This window comes from Thermococcus alcaliphilus (assembly GCF_024054535.1).
Classification (GTDB): Archaea; Methanobacteriota_B; Thermococci; order Thermococcales; family Thermococcaceae; genus Thermococcus_A; species Thermococcus_A alcaliphilus.
This window is the reverse complement of the sequence record NZ_JAMXLV010000018.1, coordinates 121,695-136,174: the sequence shown is the minus strand read 5'-3', so window position 1 is coordinate 136,174 and position 14,480 is coordinate 121,695. Positions and strand designations below refer to the sequence as shown.

14 protein-coding genes and 1 CRISPR repeat array are annotated in these 14,480 nt (G+C 42.1%); of the genes, 12 read left to right on the top strand and 2 right to left on the bottom strand.

Going from position 1 to position 14,480, the window contains the following annotated elements; all coding sequences use genetic code 11:
- Positions 1–12: 12 nt before the first annotated feature.
- From cas6 (NF859_RS03460) to cas6 (NF859_RS03420), 9 genes are read left to right on the top strand one after another with little or no spacing between them, the layout of a single operon-like run.
- Positions 13–756, top strand: a complete 744-nt coding sequence (gene cas6 / locus NF859_RS03460; RefSeq protein WP_252743023.1) for a CRISPR-associated endoribonuclease Cas6 — start codon at positions 13–15, stop codon at positions 754–756.
- Positions 731–3,028, top strand: coding sequence for a CRISPR-associated helicase Cas3' (gene cas3 / locus NF859_RS03455; RefSeq protein ID WP_252743022.1), 2,298 nt, complete (start codon positions 731–733; stop codon positions 3,026–3,028). The genes cas6 (NF859_RS03460) and cas3 overlap by 26 nt, the downstream gene beginning before the upstream one ends.
- Positions 3,006–4,109: a hypothetical protein gene (locus NF859_RS03450; protein ID WP_252743021.1), complete on the top strand. Its 1,104-nt coding sequence runs from the start codon at positions 3,006–3,008 to the stop codon at positions 4,107–4,109. The genes cas3 and NF859_RS03450 overlap by 23 nt, the downstream gene beginning before the upstream one ends.
- Entirely contained in the window at positions 4,093–4,509 is a 417-nt protein-coding gene (locus NF859_RS03445; RefSeq protein ID WP_252743020.1) for a hypothetical protein, read from the top strand. The genes NF859_RS03450 and NF859_RS03445 overlap by 17 nt, the downstream gene beginning before the upstream one ends.
- Positions 4,502–5,458, top strand: coding sequence for a DevR family CRISPR-associated autoregulator (locus NF859_RS03440; RefSeq protein ID WP_252743019.1), 957 nt, complete (start codon positions 4,502–4,504; stop codon positions 5,456–5,458). Before NF859_RS03445 ends, NF859_RS03440 begins: the two co-directional genes overlap by 8 nt.
- Positions 5,459–6,133 (top strand): CRISPR-associated protein Cas5, encoded by a 675-nt coding sequence (gene cas5 / locus NF859_RS03435; protein ID WP_252743018.1) that lies wholly within the window; start codon positions 5,459–5,461, stop codon positions 6,131–6,133.
- A gap of 48 nt (positions 6,134–6,181) precedes the next feature.
- Entirely contained in the window at positions 6,182–6,694 is a 513-nt protein-coding gene (gene cas4 / locus NF859_RS03430) for a CRISPR-associated protein Cas4 (RefSeq protein ID WP_252743081.1), read from the top strand.
- 5 nt (positions 6,695–6,699) lie between these two features.
- Positions 6,700–7,668, top strand: coding sequence for a type I-B CRISPR-associated endonuclease Cas1b (gene cas1b / locus NF859_RS03425; RefSeq protein ID WP_252743017.1), 969 nt, complete (start codon positions 6,700–6,702; stop codon positions 7,666–7,668).
- Between the two features lie 18 nt (positions 7,669–7,686).
- The gene (gene cas6 / locus NF859_RS03420) at positions 7,687–8,472 is read left to right on the top strand and encodes a CRISPR-associated endoribonuclease Cas6 (protein ID WP_252743016.1); all 786 of its coding nucleotides are present in this window, start codon (positions 7,687–7,689) and stop codon (positions 8,470–8,472) included.
- On the opposite strand, the gene cas2 is transcribed toward cas6 (NF859_RS03420), so the two are convergent.
- Positions 8,465–8,722 carry a CRISPR-associated endonuclease Cas2 gene (gene cas2, locus NF859_RS03415; protein ID WP_252743015.1) on the bottom strand — a complete coding sequence of 86 codons (258 nt, stop codon included), beginning with the start codon at positions 8,720–8,722 and terminating at the stop codon, positions 8,465–8,467. The genes cas6 (NF859_RS03420) and cas2 overlap by 8 nt on opposite strands.
- A 520-nt stretch (positions 8,723–9,242) precedes the next feature.
- A CRISPR array of direct repeats spans positions 9,243–10,088; the repeat unit is 30 nt; unit sequence GTTCCAATAAGACTTTAAAAGAATTGAAAG.
- Between the two features lie 200 nt (positions 10,089–10,288).
- On the opposite strand from cas2, the gene NF859_RS03410 reads away from it, so the two are divergent.
- From NF859_RS03410 to cca, 3 genes are read left to right on the top strand one after another with little or no spacing between them, the layout of a single operon-like run.
- Complete coding sequence (locus NF859_RS03410; protein WP_252743014.1) at positions 10,289–10,750, top strand: phosphoribosyltransferase; 462 nt, start codon at positions 10,289–10,291, stop codon at positions 10,748–10,750.
- Positions 10,747–11,304: an RNA 2',3'-cyclic phosphodiesterase gene (gene thpR / locus NF859_RS03405; protein WP_252743013.1), complete on the top strand. Its 558-nt coding sequence runs from the start codon at positions 10,747–10,749 to the stop codon at positions 11,302–11,304. The genes NF859_RS03410 and thpR overlap by 4 nt, the downstream gene beginning before the upstream one ends.
- Before the next feature lie 11 nt (positions 11,305–11,315).
- Positions 11,316–12,665, top strand: coding sequence for a CCA tRNA nucleotidyltransferase (gene cca, locus NF859_RS03400; protein WP_252743012.1), 1,350 nt, complete (start codon positions 11,316–11,318; stop codon positions 12,663–12,665).
- Here cca and NF859_RS03395 read toward each other — a convergent pair.
- Positions 12,662–14,461: a polysaccharide deacetylase family protein gene (locus NF859_RS03395; protein WP_252743011.1), complete on the bottom strand. Its 1,800-nt coding sequence runs from the start codon at positions 14,459–14,461 to the stop codon at positions 12,662–12,664. The two genes, cca and NF859_RS03395, sit on opposite strands and share 4 nt — an antisense overlap.
- Positions 14,462–14,480 lie beyond the last annotated feature (19 nt).

Sequence of the window (14,480 nt, the reverse complement as noted above, 5' to 3'; positions counted from 1 at the left end):
GCGGGGGTATTAATGAGGTTCCTAATAAGAATGAGTGGAGAAAATTCAGACTTTAAAGTGCCTTATAACCATCAACATTATCTTCAAGGCCTCATATACCGGAGGATTCAAGCTGTAAACCCCGAGCTGAGCCTTAACCTGCACCGGCCAAAGGTGCCTAAGCTTTTCACTTACTCGCTCTTCATGACAGAGAAGCGAAAAACACTTCGAGGAGAGAGGTACTTCATTGGTGAGAGCAAGGCTTTCTTTTACTTCTCAACGCCCGTAGCAGAGATTGCTGAAGCATTCATTGGGGGCCTTCTTAAAGAACCGGAAGTGACGCTGTGGAATGAGAGGTTTTACGTGGAGGAGGTTAAGGCTTTAGCAGAGCCTTTCTCTTACAGCGGGAGGACTTACTCAACGCTCTCACCGATAGCCGTAACCACTTTAAAGCCCGAGCTCGGGAGGCTCAAGCATTATGATCTCTCTCCCATGGAGGGGGAGTTCTACAATAATTTGAGGGAAAATCTCAGGGAGAAGTATGTTCTGCTTTACGGGAAGGCTCCTCCAGAGGATTTTGAGGTTAGCGTATTGAAGGCAAAGCCCAAGCGCTTCGAGGTCAAGCCGGGCATCTTTCAGAGGGCTTGGCATCTCGTGTTCAAGGCTTATGGTGATGATGAGCTAATAAGGGCTGGCTATCAAGCTGGCTTTGGGGAGAAGAACAGCCTAGGCTTCGGGATGGTGAAAGTTGATGGGAGAAATGGAAAGAAAGTTTAAACAAGTAACTGGATTCACTCCTTATATGTTTCAAAAAGAAGCCATCGAACACATCTTAGAGGGCTATTCTTTAATCGTTAGAGCTCCTACTGGCTCAGGAAAAAGTGAAATGGTTCTTCTTCCATTCATATTTGAAATCAACGAGACTCTACCATCACAAATGATTTACTCACTTCCAAATAGAACCTTGGTGGAGAGCATAGGTGAGAGAGCAAGACGTTATGCTTCATACAAAAAACTCCGGGTGGCTGTTCATCATGGCAAACGGCCAGAAAGTCAACTTTTTGAGGAGGATATAATTGTGGCTACTATCGATCAGACCGCGGGGGCATATCTAAGCGTTCCTTTAAGTATGCCAAAAAGATGGGGAAATATCTTTCTGGGGACAGCTGGTTCAGCTATGCTTGTTTTTGATGAGGTTCACACACTTCATCCAGAAAAAGGCCTCTTAACTTCAGTTGCCATGAGTGTCGAGAGTGCAAAGTTAGGTATCCCATTTGTTATGATGTCTGCAACACTACCCACGAACTTTATGAAGCGACTTAAAGCGTTTGCAGAGAAAAAAGGAGGAAGAGTTGAAATAATAGACGTGGAAGATGAGGCCGAGATCAAATCAAGGGCAAAACGAAAAGTTTGGCTCAATGCCGAACCGTTATTTGACAATACACCTCTTACAGCAAAGGAGATAGAAAAACAAGCAGAAGATGTCGATAAGCTTATTGTTGTTGTTAATCAGGTTGAAAAAGCTCAACAGCTCTATCGGGAATTAAAACCTAATGTAGACAGACCCATAATTCTTATTCACTCTCGCTTCCTTGAAGAGGACAGATCCAGGAAGGAAGCACAGATCAGAGATATTTTTGGGAAGAAAGGTAAAAATGAAGCCATTTTAATCTCAACCCAAGTAATTGAAGTTGGAATGGATATATCCTCGACGAAGCTTCTAACTGAAGTATCACCCATTGATTCTCTCATCCAGAGAGCAGGAAGGGTTGCCAGATGGGGTGGGGAGGGGGAAGTTGTAGTGTACGGAGTTGACAAAGAAAAGAGATCTCCATATGCTCCGTATTTTAAAGAGCTAACTGAAGCAACAATTGAAGCCTTAAAGGATGTTGAACTTCTAGACTGGCAGACTGAAGTAAAGCTTGTTGACAAGGTTCTTTCAAAGACCTTTGAAAGCTACTTGGACCCCTATAAATTCTATGAGAGGCTTGGAGGCCTTGCAAGGGCAGTATATGAAGGTAGAAGATCGTATGTTGAAGAAAACGTTAGGGAAGCATACTCAGTTGACGTCTCAATCTTCGATGATGTGAACAATTTGAATCCTGACAAGGCTTGGAAGCTTAAGCGTATCAGACTTGACTTTAGAGTCCTCAAAGGAAAATTTGACCGTATTCTTGAAAATGGGGGAAAGATTTACCTTGTGGAGGAGAACTTTATAATCGACGAGTACTCAAGTAAATATTCTCTTACTCCAGTTTGTACCAAAGAGGAAATACAACCCTTCGAATTCTATGTAATTGAGGGCCTCAGTTATTCTTCAGAGTTGGGGTTACTCTTCGATGGAAGTGGAAATATCAGGAAATTTGATATAGAGGAGAAAAATAATGAGACGCATACATCCAGAGAGAGCAAAACGGAAAAGGAAAGTTGGGTAGAGCACTCAAGAAGGACTCTAGAGTTTCTGAGAACGTATATGCTTCCACGCTATGATTATCCGATCAGAGTGTTTGCCAAGTATTTTGACATTCCAAAAAAAGAACTTGTGAAATGGATAGAACTTAGTGTTGCTTTGCATGATCTTGGAAAACTGAACATATACTGGCAGAGAAAAGCTGGCTGGAAACCGAGAGAGGACCCAATAGCACACGGGTTTGAAAAGAAAGGTAAACTGCCTCCCCATGCCACGGTCTCTGCTAAAGCTCTCGAAAAGGTATTGTTCTCAAGTCTAGACAAGAACATTGCAAAAGCGTTTTATCTTGCTATAGCCCACCATCACTCTCCAGGAGCGAGGGAATTTTCTAAATTTAAATTATTAGACGAGTGGCGATTTCAAGTTGAGAAAGCCTTGGATAATGTTAGTGATTTGATTGATCTTTCAAAAACCCAGACAACCTCAAACAGTGGAAAATTACCTGTTGCCTACTCTCAGATCCCAGATATCCAGAAAAGAAATCCAGAATATAGGTTTTATGGTTTAGTCTCAAAAATATTGCGTATATCTGATTGGGGAGCAACGGGTGGTGGCTATGAAAGAATACTACGTTCCTAAGACTGGGCTTATATTTTTTGACATTGCGAGAGCATATGGGCTAGGCATTGTCGGGTATGCCATAGCAGATGAGCCAGATGTTATTGTGGAGGATAGCGGAATTGCATATAAGGTAACAGTGAAAGGTGATGTCGATGTAGAAAACACAGAGCAAATACAAAGCTATTTATTCTCAGACGATACCCCATACTCACAGTATTGGAAACACATTCTTAAGACATCAAACGTGAAAAACAAGTTGAAAGAAGAGACGATAGGCTTTTTTAAAAGCCCAAAAAATGTTGAAAAACTCCTTGAGAAACACTCGAAGCTCAGTACTTTCGACACGTGGATCTTTGAATCTGAAAAAAGAAAAACAACAGAAAAACAGAGTAAAAAATTACAAATACCCCAATCACTGGAATTGGGAGCTGGAAAAGGAATAAGATCCATCGTACCATCGACATTAACAGAAAAGGGTCTTGAATTACCCGGAGAACATAGGGATCAATTATACCTAGCGATTTTAGGTGCATTGAATGCTTCTGTTTATTCATTCCAAAAGTCGGGTAGTACTACCTACACGTACATCGTCTACCCTGTTCCAGGTAGGGTTGAGATAGAATATATAGTTACACGTGCCATAACTACAGAGCTCAGAGAAGCATTGACAAAATCCCACCGGGCAGGACTTCTCCCAACTTTAGCGTACATAGCGGTTGAAATAGAAATAGCGAGAAAAACATCCTTCCTAGAAGAACAAACGCTCATTCCGTCATTAGCATATGGTGTTATGGCAAGATCTCCCCAAGCTAAAGACAAGCCGTACGCTACCGGAAAATTCCCTATGAATTTAGTAAGTAAGATTCCCTCTGAGATTTTGTTTTTCTGGAGGAACATTCTGAGAAATACTCGCAAAAAGAAAGGTTACGAAGACATTGCTATAGCACTATCTAAGTTCATAGCCGAACCAACTTTGGAAAACTACTATTCTTACATTAAACTTCACTTAAGGAATGAACTGAAATCGGACTCAATAAAATTCGGATTTTATGAGAAGAATTCCCTCCTGGAGGTGCTGAAAAATGTCGAAACCTGTTGACATACCCAAGAATGAGGCCATTCGTGAATCTGAAGACAAAGATGAAAACCCAAAGCTAGCCAAGTTGTTTGAGAATGAGGCAGTCAAAGACTTTGGAATAGCCCTTAGAGATGCGTTGAACATTGGTAACGACTACTCTTCATTAGTAGAGCTAGAGTATTCAGAAACACCTGAGCAGTTCGTGGAAGTAATAAAGAGATTTCTCAGAAGATACAGGACAATAGTAAATAGGAACAAGGATCGTTATAAATTCCTGCGGATACCTAAAGAGAAAAATCTCGTTGAACTCCATAAATTGGTTGATAAATATGGTGTCAAGCTTGTTCGTTCTGCCCTTATAAGCTATGCTCTCGTGGAAAGGGAATACCCATCCAAGAAAGGAGGGGATAAGAATGAGTGAAAGCCCTGCTGAAAAAGTCTTTGAGGTTGCTATACTTGGCCGAGCTCTTTGGGAGCTCCACAGCCTCAACAACGAAGGAAACGTTGGAAACGTCGTCGAACCAAGAAGCGTCAAGATAATAGATCCAAACACTGGAAAGGCAGTAACTACTGACGGCATCTCCGGAGAGATGCTTAAACATATACATGCCGAGATGATGTGGCTCCTCGATGACAAAAGCTATCTCTGTGAGGCCTGTAAAACGCTCCATCCAGAGAGGTTCAACTACGTCGTCTCAAAGAACAAGACTAAGTTCAAAGATCCTGCACATGTTATAGAAGAAGCTGTCAAGACCTGCGACATTTGTGATATCCATGGTTTTATGGTCGAGAAGCCAACAGTTTCAAGGAAGTCCACCGTCGAGTTCGGCTGGGCTTTGGGAATTCCAGAAGTTTACAGAGATATACACCTTCACGCAAGGCACGCTTTGGGTGAGAAAGGCAAGAGACAAGAGAGTGAAGAAGGCAGAGAGGGTGGAACCCAGATGATATATCACCGACCTACGAGAACAGGTAGGTATGCAATAGTTACCGTTTTTCAACCTTGGCGCATTGGTCTTAACGAGGCGAGACAGGATATCTATAAATACGATGGGAAACGCAGAAAGGAACGCTATCAGCTTGCCCTTAAAGCATATCAGCTTATGTTCACAAGGCCTGAGGGAGCAATGACAACTACAAGATTACCTCATGTTGTTGATTTCGAAGGGGTGATAGTTTATTCTACTAATCCAGTGCCAGTACCCATAATCTCGCCCCTGAAAGATACTTACATTAGTGAGATTAAGAAGATTGCAAATACTATTGAAGGAGTCGGCGTCATAGAATTCAAAGGCGTAGCGGATTTCATGGAGAAACTCGGGGGACTAATGAATGCAGAGCCATACCAACTGGAATTTGGGGGAGAGTGAATGAGGTGGCTTAAGCTGGTCGTTCATTTCCCATCTTTCTACTCCTATAGGATTCCAGAGTATTCATCTCAGTATGCATTAACGCTACCTCTTATAGCCCCATCTACTGTAAAACTGGCAATAGTTTCAACAGCCATAAGGATAAGCGGGAAAGTTAGTGAAGGAAAAATGACATTCAATTACATAAGGGATGCCAAAGTCGGAATTAAGCCTCCAAGAGAAATAGCAATCAACAGCGTTTTTGTGAAAAGGCTCAAGAAAAAGAAAGATCAGTATGGCTTTCAGCAGAGCTTTGGCGTCAGGGAGTATGTTCACTTTTCAGAGGACGTTGAAATCTATTTAGGGCTTCCAGATGGTGTTTCCGAGGAGATAGCACACTATGCAAGGAACATAAGATATTTCGGCACGAGCGATTCATTAGCATATGTGAAACGCGTTGAATGGACTGACAAGCCTGAAAAAGGAGTATTGTTTCCCGTAGAGGATATATCAGAAATTCCTCCTGGCTCTTACATATATCCTGTGAAAGACTTTTCGTCAAAGGTAACCTTTGAGCAGATAAACCCATATTCACCAAAAAGCTCGGGTAAGCCGTATAAGACAAAATATTACCCACTAAAATTGTCTAAACCACCAGTAGAAGGCAGTAATTGGAAAGTTCTTTTTGTGTCTTAGCTTAGTTTTTCTCCCTTATATATTTCTAGGAGGGGTTCAAGCGTGAGTATAAATGATAAGTATCTCTTCAATGAACTCCTCATCACCGGCACCGAAATCAACTACCTCTTTATCTGCCCTACGAAGCTCTGGTACTTCTCGAAGGGCATCACCATGGAGCAAGAAAGTGAGTGGGTCGACTTGGGCAAATTCCTACATGAGAAGAGCTATTTCGGAGAAGAGAAAGAAGTCCAGATAGGAAGCATAAAAATAGACTTCATCAAAAAAGGAGACATTATCGAGGTTCACGAAATTAAAAAGGGCAGATCAATGGAGAAAGCCCATGAGATGCAGGCTCTCTACTACCTTTACTACCTAAAAAAGCTTGGCATAAAGGCAAAAGCTGTCATCAACTATCCCAAACTCAGAGAGACCAAAGAACTAACCTTGGATGGGAGAGAAGAAGAGGTTGAAGACGCAATAAGGGAGATCGAAAGGATAATCTCTCTTCCCGCCCCGCCGAAACCGCTCAAATCGAAGAAATGTAAAAGATGTGCTTATTATGAGCTCTGTTGGGTGTGATTGGAATGAGGAAAAAGTCCATAACCCTGCTTTCAGACGGTGCTCTTACTAGAAGGGAGAACACCCTCTATTTTGAAAACGCCCAAGGCAAAAAGCCTCTTGCCGTTGAAGGGATTTACGACATCTATATTTATGGCCACGTGAACATAAGCTCACAGGCCCTCCATTTTCTGGCCCAGAAGGGCATTGCAGTCCACTTTTTCAATCACTACGGTCATTATGATGGTTCCTTTTACCCAAGAGAAAGCCTTCACTCGGGGGATTTGCTCATCAAGCAGGCCGAGCACTACCTGAATAAAGAAAAAAGGCTTAATCTTGCAAAACTTTTTGTTACTGGTTCGGCAAAAAACATGGAGCTCAACCTAAAACGCTGGAAAATAAACGCTTCCTTTGGGGAGCTTCTAAAAGAGCTTGAAAGCGCGAGGAAGATAACGGAGGTTATGAACGTTGAGGCAAGGATAAGGCAGGAATACTATAGTCTTTGGGACAAAGTTCTGCCGGATGGATTTAAGATTGTGAAAAGGACGAGAAGACCACCAGAAAATGAAATGAACGCCCTGATAAGCTTCTTGAACTCAAGGCTCTATGCAACAATAGTTAGTGAACTCTACAACACCCAACTGGCTCCAACGGTGAGCTACCTCCATGAACCGAGTGAGAGGAGGTTCTCCCTTGCTCTTGACTTAAGTGAGATTTTCAAGCCGATAATTGCAGACAGGATAGCAAACAGGCTCGTGAAGCAGGGGATAATAAAGGAGGAACACTTCAGAGAGGAGCTAAATGGTGTCCTGCTAACAAAGGAAGGCATGAAGACCGTTTTGAAAGCCTACAATGAAGAGCTTGGCAAAAGTGTAAAACACCCCGGGCTCAAGAAGAACGTGACAAAACAGAGACTAATAAGGCTTGAGGCCTATAAGCTGATAAAACATCTCGTTGGAATCAAGGAGTACGAGCCACTGGTGGCGTGGTTTTAAAAATGGACGGGGAAACACATGAGGCTTACCCTTATCCTCCACTTCGAACCCCCATTCCTTATCCCGTATGACTATCCCCATTATCTCTACTCATTCCTACTTAATGCCATTAAACTCGCCGATAGGGAAGTCGCCAGCAGGATCCACAACAACAAGAGAGACATCAAGTTCGTTGCGTCAAAGTTCAAACCCGTTGGAAGAACAAAGAGGGTGAATGAGGGCTTGCTCGTAGAGTCAGGAACCGTGGAGCTCCACGTTGCCTCCACGGAAAAGACACTCTTAAGAGTCCTAGGTGAAGGTCTTAGATATGGAATAGGTGAGCTCCATGTGAGGGGTCAAGGGCTCCTCCACTACGAACCCAAGCTCGAAAAAACTCCCGAACATCTCTCGGGGAAGCGCTTTAAGACCCTCTCCCCCGTCAACGTCTATTATAACAACCCACCCAACGGCCTCAAACAATGGGATCTTTCTCCAGTTGGTCAGCCCAACAGCCCCTTTGAGAACGAGCCCGAAGTGTGGAAGAGACTCGTGTTTGAGAACCTGAAGTCTAAGTACTTAATGGTTTATGGAGAACCATACAACGGCGATTTTGATATTAAAGTTCTCACAAAGAAGCCAAAGAGCAAGAAATTTTTTATAAAGAGGGACGAAAAAACTGGAAAACCGATCTACACCCGGGCATGGGAGTTTGATTTTAAGATGTGGGGCGAGGAAGAGGTCCTTCGTGTAGCCTACGATCTTGGCTTAGGAATGAGGAATCCACATGGGTTTGGAATGATAGAAATGGAAAAAGGGCTCAGATAATGTCATCCAGCGGATTCTTCTCTACTCCTATTGTTTCTCTTTTCGGCATTGAGCGGAGCTTGTAAATAACGATAGAGTCCTCATTTTCATCTACAATGTCTTTGAGACCTGCCTTTATGCGCTCAAATTCTGCCAGTGTTATTTCTCCCTCAAAAACGCTGTTCTGAACCCAGTGGAGGTACTGTCTGAGGAACTTCTTAACTTTATTAACCCTTTCAACAGCAACGTCATAGACAATAATCACATACATAACTCATCGACACTAATTTTAACACGCTTTCTTTTATGTTTTTTGGAATGTTATCACGTTAGAATAGCCCTGTTTTCAGTTCACTCTTGTATTAGAGAATTAAATTTGAAATCATTCTATAAGAGGGTTCTGGAAGTCTTTAGTAACTGAAAGTTACTATCAAACAGGAGGTTATGAAACTTTGAGATTTTTGTAACGAAATTTTTTCGGAATTTTGAACTGAGGATCCCTAACACTTCTTTAATACTCTCTCCTCGTGGAAATTTAACCTTTTTGGATTTAAAGATGTTTTATGGCCTTGTTTTTGATTTTAGCTTTTGTTTTGTCTCTGGAAGTCTTGTGAACATTTTTGTGCATGAAAGAAAAGTAGTAAATTCGGGCGAGTGAGTGCTTTGAAGTCTTTTCTGAAAGCTAGAATTCTAGCTTTTTGAGGGGAGTTTTATTGACCCTTTGTGGAAAGGCTTATAAATTTTGAGTGTTCTAATTACTTTATAGGGGATTTAGAGGAAAATTCGCCCCTGTTCCAATAAGACTTTAAAAGAATTGAAAGAGCGAGCGCTCAAGGATTAATTTTGCCTCTCCTTATAGTTCCAATAAGACTTTAAAAGAATTGAAAGTTCGACAGCTCTATCTCTACACGAACTATCTCATCTGGTTCCAATAAGACTTTAAAAGAATTGAAAGAAGCAGCCAGAGCGCTTAAATGATACCTAACAGCCCTGTTCCAATAAGACTTTAAAAGAATTGAAAGAATTTATAACCGGTGGGAATACATCAAGCGAAAAGAGGGTTCCAATAAGACTTTAAAAGAATTGAAAGGCAGTCGTTTAGAGAGCCCTCACACGGCGAAGGTCCGGTTCCAATAAGACTTTAAAAGAATTGAAAGACTCCTTTATTGACAGATAGCCCTCGAATACGAGTGTGTTCCAATAAGACTTTAAAAGAATTGAAAGAACCATACATATCACCACCTCTAACTTTTTCTTCTCCCGTTCCAATAAGACTTTAAAAGAATTGAAAGACAATTAAGACGGTCTCTGTGGGGCTTATTTGCTGGGTTCCAATAAGTTCCAATAAGACTTTAAAAGAATTGAAAGAACAGTATCGGGGATAGGAAAGTTCTGACGCTTGCAGGTTCCAATAAGACTTTAAAAGAATTGAAAGCACGCCAGATCCAAGGTATGCATAGTTGCCAACCCACGTTCCAATAAGACTTTAGAAGAATTGAAAGGTAATTTACACTGACCCTAAAGCCCTTGTAAATAAAGTGTTCCAATAAGACTTTAGAAGAATTGAAAGAATAATCACCTAGCCTAACCTCTCTAACCTTTCTAGAGTTCCAATAAGACTTTAAAAGAATTGAAAGCAACGTTGTAGAGGGTCTTAATTCTAAATCTGAGTTAGTTCCAATAAGACTTTAAACCTAACACCCCCACTTCCTCATCATTATTAAATACAAAAGGATATGATGATGTTTTCTTCCCTCTTAAACCTCAGCATTTGAAAACGCTGGGTTTTTAAACTCTAACTCTTCTACTCTACCATATATCAAGGGAGGGTGAGAGAATGGACAAGGTCTATCTCACATGGTGGCAGGTGGATAGGGCAATCTTCTCACTTGCTGATAGTTTAAGAGAATACAAGCCTGATGTCATTGTTGGAATCTCGAGAGGAGGACTTATTCCAGGAGTACGGCTTAGTCACATTTTAGGAGATGTGGAGTTCAAGGTAATCGACGTAAAGTTCTACAAGGGCATTGACAAGAGGGGAGAAAAACCCACGATAACAATCCCGCTCCACGGAGACTTAAAAGGAAAGAAAGTCGTAATAGTGGACGATGTCAGCGATACTGGAAAGACGCTCCAAGTTGTTATCGAGGAAGTAAAGAAGAAAGGTGCAAAAGACATCAAGGTGGCATGCTTGGCAATGAAGCCGTGGACTTCAGTTGTGCCTGATTTTTACGTTTTCAGGACTGATAAGTGGATAGTTTTCCCATGGGAAGAGTTCCCAGTGGTGGTTAGAGAATGAGGGCGTTCATAGCGATTGATATTAACGACGAAGTTAGACAAAAACTCATAGAGGCACAAGAGAAAATCGAAAAAACAAAATCGGCGAAAATCAAATTTGTTGAACCGGAAAACCTCCATCTTACTCTAAAGTTCTTGGGAGAAATAACTGAGGAACAGGCAGAGGATATCAAAAAACTCTTAGAACAGATAGCCAAAAAGCACAAGAAGCACAGCGTAAAAGTTAAGGGCATAGGGGTGTTCCCGAATTACAACTATGTTAGGGTCATCTGGGCTGGAGTGGAGAACGATGAGGAGATAAAGAAAATAGCAAAGGAGATAGACAACGCTCTTTTCAAACTTGGCTTTAAGCGAGAGAAGGACTTTGTTTCTCACATAACAATAGGAAGGGTAAAATTCGTGAAGGATAAGGTTGAGCTCATGCTGGCATTGAAAGAGCTTTCTAACGAAGAGTTCGGCGAGTTCGAGGTCAGCGCAATAGAGCTTAAGAAGAGCACTTTAACACCAAAAGGGCCCATTTATGAAACCCTTGCAAGATTTGAGTTGAGGGATTAGGTGAAGCATTGATGGAACTGCTGAAGGAAGTTTTGGAGAGGATAGAGCCATCGGAGGAGGAGAGAGCCTTAGTCAATGCTGTAACCCGGGAAATAGTTGAGATTGCAGAAGAAGAAATAGGGAAAAAGGACTTAGAGGTTACCCCTCGTTTGGTGGGCTCAATAGCGAAGGACACCTATCTATCCGGAGACCACGATGTGGATCTTTTTTTGGCATTTCCCCTTGAAGTTCCGCTTGAGGAGCTGAGGAAAATAGGGCTAGAGCTGGGGAAGGCCATCGGTAAGAGACTTGAGAGTTACGAAATAGCCTACGCTGAACATCCATACGTAAGAGCTTTTTACAAGGGTTTTGATGTGGACATTGTACCTTGCTACAATGTGAAAAGCTGGAGAGAAGTAAAGACGGCGGTAGATAGATCCCTACTCCACACCGAGTGGGTGATAAAGCACTTAAACGGGAGAAACGACGAGGTAAGGCTTCTCAAGAAGTTTCTGAAAGGGATAAATGCATATGGCAGTGAAGTTTATGTTAGAGGCTTCTCTGGTTACTTAACGGAGCTTTTGATAATAAAATACGGTTCCTTTATGAACCTGCTTGAGAACGTCGAGTTCTTGGGGAAGAGCAAAATAATAGACCTTGAGGGATGGTTAAAGAAGGAGCCAGAAATAGCGTACAAAACTGTGGAAAGAGAAAGGGAAAGCCCCTTAATTGTTATAGACCCCGTTGATCCCAGAAGAAACGTTGCTTCTTCTCTTAGCTGGGAAAAGTTTGGAGTGTTTTATTTTAAAGCGAAAGAATTTGTCGAAAAGCCGGGAATTGAGTTTTTCTTTCCATCAAAAGCAAAAGCTGGTGATTATAAGGCCTTGCTCAAGAAAAAAGGCACAAATCTGGTTACTCTCCTCTTCCCAAAGCCCGAGCTCGTGGATGATGTTCTCCTTCCTCAGCTGGAGAGAAGTGCGAAGGGGTTTGAGAAGAGCCTGAAAAGGGAAGGTTTTGAAGTTTTTGACTTAAACTGGGGATACACTGAGAAGGCGTTCATCATGCTTGAAGTCGATAGGGTGGAGAGGCCAAGAGTAATTTTAAAACCCGGACCAGAGTTCTTGAGCGAGAGGGCGCTTGATTTTTACACAAAGAACCAAAAAGTATGGATAAGGGGAAAGAGGCTTTATTCTGAGAAAGAGGTTAAGGAAAGCATAGTGGACGTTATCGAAGACCTTCTCATCAAAAACCAAGTTGCCCTTGGCAAAAACTTGAGAGAGGTTATAAAAAATGCAGAAATTTTAATCAACTTCGTTCCTCCAGAACTTGAGGAAGAGGCTTATCTCTTTCTCAGCAAAGAAAAATGGAACATAAAGGGCTAAACCTTTGCCCTATGCTCGCACCATTCCTTGTTTTCCCAGTTTCCGTGCATTTCTCCGGAGATATGGCCTGTATCTGCCACCGCTTTTTTCATATCATAGAGAACTTCTAGGGCGTTTCTTATGTCCTCTGGGAGGTCTTCGTTTCCAACGTAGAGGGCTGCCCTTGTTATTACATTGTAATCACAGTTTGGAACCTCGCTTTTTAGGCTATCGAACCAAGCTTTTTCACTTGTCTCCCATCCTTCAAGCCCGGGCATCTTGAAAAGTTCGTAGTCGTAGTAGAGCTGGGGGAAAGCAAGAAGCTTCATGTATTCGAGGAGGATGTAGTTGGCTCTCTCGTGCATGTTCTCATCAATATAAACCTTCATGAGTTCTATAAGTGCCTTGCTGATCGCGGAGACGTTCTCAAATGTTACCCTTGTGTCGATGTTCTCCCAGAACCTGGGATCTGAGTGGTTGGCGAGCAGCATTATGTAGTATATCCTTCCCAATCTTAAAGCAAGCGTTGGATCAAGGTCTTTAAGCGGTTCCATTATGTATTCCACCGTTGTATCCATCTCAAAGTATTCGTAGTGTTCTCTAAAGAATATTCTCGCATATCTCACCAGAAATTCCTTTATATCTTCTATGCTCGCCTCTGGGAGGTACTTGTGAATCAAATCAATAACACCAAAGCGTATGCTTCTATTTAGTTCTCTGAACAGCTTTGTAAAGGCATACTTCCAAAGCTGTGAAACCTTCTTCCCTTTGTAGACACGGTTAATTACTCTGCCGTCTTCTCTTCTCATGCCGAGCCATCTGATGTCACTCGTCCTTCCGTCTATGCTGAGATCGTAATAATCACTCCAGCTCGAGTAGTCCTTGACGTTGATTCTAAAGTGCTCACTGCACTCTCCTTCTAACCTTTTGAACTCCCCATTTCTCTTCTTTCTAATGAACTCCACTGCGTTTATTGTTTCAACTCCTTTTTCCTCAAGTTTTGTAACCCAGCTGATGAACTTGTCCAGCTGCTGTGGGTTGCTCAGCAAAGCCTCAAGATCGCTTGCGAGGTAAACCAAATAGGGAATCTCAGAGTTCTCTTTGAAAACATCTATTCTACCTTCTACAACAGCCCTCACAAGGCCATCAACGTCAAGTGTGTTGAATGCAAAAGCATCGCTCAGCTGGTGATCCCTTCCAAAGACGTATCCTATTTTATCGTCGCATTTGTATGTGTTGCAGGAGAACTTTGCTTGGGGAAAGTGAAGGCCAACAAACTGCCGCTCGTCCAGAAGGAACACTATCTCCTTTTGTGTTGATTCGGCAACAATTTTGGCAGTTTCTTTAGTGATAACGTTCTCGGGAAGCCAATACCCAACAACATCCTTGTCTTTGATAAAGTGTTCATAGAAATCGAAGGAGATTCTCGCAAGAATTTCCTGTTCAAAAGTGCTGAGGTGGGGCATTATTGGATGAAAAGGCGTTGTTGGAACCGGTTCCACTTTGTTCATGAGCAGATCGACTATTTCCGCGTATATCTTTGGTTTATATCTTAGGATCATGTAAAGTGTGAAGGGCTCAAAATCAACACTCACGCATCCGGATTTTAGAGATCCTAAGGCATCGCTGGTGTATTCATATGCTTTAATAACGGTTCTTGTCCAGTTCCTGGATTTCACTTCTATATCCCTTATTTTTAGGGACACTGGGCTTAATCGCTCTGAATATTTTATCGGATCCCACCCAGAGCCATCGTGGATATAGATTAGATCACCGGGTTGATAAGCATGAAAATGGTATCCAAACTTCTGGTACATTATATCACCCTAAAGGTTT

What these genes read in the sequence shown, in the direction of transcription:
- cas6 (WP_252743023.1), top strand. Translation starts at nt 13, where the DNA reads ATGAGGTTCCTAATAAGAATGAGTGGAGAAAATTCAGACTTTAAAGTG.
- cas3 (WP_252743022.1), top strand. Translation starts at nt 731, where the DNA reads ATGGGAGAAATGGAAAGAAAGTTTAAACAAGTAACTGGATTCACTCCT.
- NF859_RS03450 (WP_252743021.1), top strand. Translation starts at nt 3,006, where the DNA reads ATGAAAGAATACTACGTTCCTAAGACTGGGCTTATATTTTTTGACATT.
- NF859_RS03445 (WP_252743020.1), top strand. Translation starts at nt 4,093, where the DNA reads ATGTCGAAACCTGTTGACATACCCAAGAATGAGGCCATTCGTGAATCT.
- NF859_RS03440 (WP_252743019.1), top strand. Translation starts at nt 4,502, where the DNA reads ATGAGTGAAAGCCCTGCTGAAAAAGTCTTTGAGGTTGCTATACTTGGC.
- cas5 (WP_252743018.1), top strand. Translation starts at nt 5,459, where the DNA reads ATGAGGTGGCTTAAGCTGGTCGTTCATTTCCCATCTTTCTACTCCTAT.
- cas1b (WP_252743017.1), top strand. Translation starts at nt 6,700, where the DNA reads ATGAGGAAAAAGTCCATAACCCTGCTTTCAGACGGTGCTCTTACTAGA.
- cas6 (WP_252743016.1), top strand. Translation starts at nt 7,687, where the DNA reads ATGAGGCTTACCCTTATCCTCCACTTCGAACCCCCATTCCTTATCCCG.
- cas2 (WP_252743015.1), bottom strand. Translation starts at nt 8,722, where the DNA reads ATGTATGTGATTATTGTCTATGACGTTGCTGTTGAAAGGGTTAATAAA.
- NF859_RS03410 (WP_252743014.1), top strand. Translation starts at nt 10,289, where the DNA reads ATGGACAAGGTCTATCTCACATGGTGGCAGGTGGATAGGGCAATCTTC.
- thpR (WP_252743013.1), top strand. Translation starts at nt 10,747, where the DNA reads ATGAGGGCGTTCATAGCGATTGATATTAACGACGAAGTTAGACAAAAA.
- cca (WP_252743012.1), top strand. Translation starts at nt 11,316, where the DNA reads ATGGAACTGCTGAAGGAAGTTTTGGAGAGGATAGAGCCATCGGAGGAG.
- NF859_RS03395 (WP_252743011.1), bottom strand. Translation starts at nt 14,461, where the DNA reads ATGTACCAGAAGTTTGGATACCATTTTCATGCTTATCAACCCGGTGAT.